At 65.3% G+C, this 2,601-nt stretch carries 4 protein-coding genes; all 4 read left to right on the top strand.

What is annotated here, in order from left to right:
• The first annotated feature begins 5 nt into the window (after window positions 1-5).
• Window positions 6-548 (top strand): tRNA (cytidine(56)-2'-O)-methyltransferase, encoded by a 543-nt coding sequence (locus V5A53_RS14480; protein WP_332314316.1) that lies wholly within the window; start codon window positions 6-8, stop codon window positions 546-548.
• Between the two features lie 73 nt (window positions 549-621).
• Window positions 622-1,146: a transcription factor E gene (tfe, locus tag V5A53_RS14475; protein WP_332314315.1), complete on the top strand. Its 525-nt coding sequence runs from the start codon at window positions 622-624 to the stop codon at window positions 1,144-1,146.
• Window positions 1,147-1,821 (top strand): DUF2110 family protein, encoded by a 675-nt coding sequence (locus tag V5A53_RS14470; RefSeq protein ID WP_332314314.1) that lies wholly within the window; start codon window positions 1,147-1,149, stop codon window positions 1,819-1,821. It begins immediately after the preceding gene.
• Window position 1,822: 1 nt separating this feature from the next.
• On the top strand, window positions 1,823-2,601 hold a 779-nt coding region (locus tag V5A53_RS14465; RefSeq protein WP_332314313.1), incomplete at its 3' end, for a DUF5803 family protein.

Raw genomic sequence — 2,601 nt, 5'->3', positions numbered from 1 at the left:
CCGGTATGCAGAACGAACCCGAGGTCGTCGTCCTCCGACTGGGCCACCGGCCCGGCCGGGACAACCGGATGACGACTCACGTCGGCCTCACGGCGCGGGCCCTCGGCGCGGACCGAGTGGTCATCGCGGGCGAGGCCTCGAACCCGAAGGGGACCATCGAGGACATCACGGGCCGGTTCGGCGGCCCGTTCGAGGTGGAGTTGACCGACAGCCACCGCCAGTTGCTCCGCGACTGGGATGGGGCGGTCGTCCACCTGACGATGTACGGCCTACCGATACAGGACGTCGAGGGTGACATCCGCGAGGACCACCGTGAAGACCACCTGCTGGTCGTCGTCGGTGCCGAGAAGGTCCCCTTCGACGTCTACGAGCGGGCCGACTACAACGTCGGCGTGACGAACCAGCCTCACTCGGAGGTCGCGGGACTGGCCGTCTTCCTCGACCGCCTCTTCGAGGGCCGGGAACTGGACCGCGAATGGGAGGATGCCGACCGCCAAGTCGTGCCGAAGGAAACGGGCAAGCAGGTCGAACCCGTCGACGAGGAGTGAGACAGACGACAACAGTCCGTACGAGACACCCCTTTCGGAGCTTTTAAACGACTCGCTGGCGCAATTTAACACAATGGCTTTTGAGGAACTGCTGAACGACCCGGTGATTCAGAAGTACCTCCACGAGCTCGTCGGCCCCTCAGGTATGCCCGTCGCGGCAGCCCCGCCGGACGGCGAGGTCACCGACGAGGAACTCGCGGAGGAGCTCGGGTTGGAACTCAACGACGTTCGCCGGGCGCTGTTCATTCTCTACGAGAACGACCTCGCCACCTATCGGCGGCTCCGCGACGAGGATTCGGGATGGCTCACCTATCTGTGGACCTTCGAATACGAGAACATCCCCGAACAGCTCGAAGAGGAGATGGAACGCCTGCTGGAGGCTCTCGAGGAGCGCCGCCAGTACGAGCGCGAAAACGAGTTCTACCTCTGTAACAACTGTCAGGTCCGCTTCGAGTTCGGCGAGGCGATGGAGTTCGGCTTCGAATGCCCCGAATGCGGCGGCCCCCTGGAAACGATGGACAACGAACGACTCATCGATGCGATGGACGAACGCATCGAAAAGCTCCGTGAGGAACTGCACGTCGAGGACGGCAAGTAGATGGTCATCCTCGCAACAAAAGTCTACGTCGAGGGCGAGGCCAAACGCCGCTCGCTCGATTCGCTGGAATCGCTCGTCGGCAACGATCTCGCCGACCTCGAGGTCGAGTTCACGCTCGGCCTCCGGGACGACGGCTTCCCGTCGGTGACGCTGACCGGCGAGGACGCCCCCGCCGCACGGAGCCTCCTCACCGAGGAGTGGGGCGCCATCACGCCCCATCGGCAGGCCGGCGAGACCTACGTCGGCACGCTCGAGTCGTGGGACGACGACGGCTTCGTCCTCGATGCCGGCGAGAACGTTCGAGTCCCGAGCGACGAACTCGGCCTCGGGCAGGGAACGCCGTCCCAGATCCGCAAGCGGTTCGGCCTCGTCCAGCATATGCCCCTCCGGTTCGTCGAGGGCGACGACGAGGAACCCGCCCGACTGGCCGACGAAGAGCGGGACCGCCTCTACGAGTGGACCCGCGGCACCGAACGCGTCAACGTCAACAGCGCGACCCGCGCGGAGGTTCGCGCGACGGTCAACCGCTCGGGCCACGCCCAGGACATCGTCACCGTCGAGCGGCTTGGCCTGCTCGAACAGAGCATCGTCTGCCGCGAGGAGACCGACGCACCGGGGCTCCTCTCGGACATCGGACCGCACCTCCAGGCCGAACTACTCGCCGTCGTCCCCTGATATGAACCGCCGCCTGCTCGCCGCCGTCGCGCTCGTTGTCGTCCTCGCGCTTGCGGGCTGTTCGACGATTCTCGGCCCCGACGTCGACGACCCCGAAGCGCTCTCCGAGGACGCCGACTACGACTTCGATACCGACCGGAACGCCTCCATCGAGATCAACCGCAACAACTACACTGCGGTCTACGACGTCTCGGCGAAGACGACCGGCGACAACGACACCATCGAACTCTACCGGACCGACGCCTTCGCCATCGAGCGGCCACTGGAGCTACGCGGCCTCCAGTTCCGCTATCCGAACGGCACCATGGTCAGATACGTCGATGGCGAGCAGACACGCGTCTATCCGAACGGCACCACCGAACCCACGGACGAACTGGCGGTCGATTCGACCCGCCAACGGGCCATCGTCCACCTGCCCCACGACGAGGGGCAACTCGCCTTCACGACGCCGAAGAACGGGAAACGGCTCGCCATCGAGACGGTCGTCGAAGGCGACTACGAGATCGCGCTTCCACCGAACACCGACGCATCCATCCCGCTGCTCTCGCAGGTTCGGCCCGCCGCCGACGACCGCCAGCAGGTCGGCGACCGGGTAGAACTCTACTGGGATAACCTCGATAGTTCCGTGGTCGTGTTGCGGTGGTATCTCGACCGCGACATCTGGCTGTTCGGCGGCCTCGCCGCCATCGCAAGCGTCATCGGAGCCATCGGCGCCGTCTACTACTACTTCCAGATCCAGCAGGCCAAGGAACTCCGCGAGGAGGAAGGCCTCGACGTCGA

Origin of the sequence: Natronomonas sp., from assembly GCF_036625485.1 — an archaeon.
Taxonomy (GTDB): Archaea; Halobacteriota; Halobacteria; order Halobacteriales; family Haloarculaceae; genus Natronomonas.
The sequence above is the reverse complement of the archived record's forward strand: the minus strand, read 5'-3'. Positions and strand labels throughout refer to the sequence as shown.

Bases quoted from the DNA above. Each gene is read 5' to 3' on its own strand.
- V5A53_RS14470 (WP_332314314.1), top strand. From the start codon at position 1,147: ATGGTCATCCTCGCAACAAAAGTCTACGTCGAGGGCGAGGCCAAACGC.
- V5A53_RS14480 (WP_332314316.1), top strand. From the start codon at position 6: ATGCAGAACGAACCCGAGGTCGTCGTCCTCCGACTGGGCCACCGGCCC.
- tfe (WP_332314315.1), top strand. From the start codon at position 622: ATGGCTTTTGAGGAACTGCTGAACGACCCGGTGATTCAGAAGTACCTC.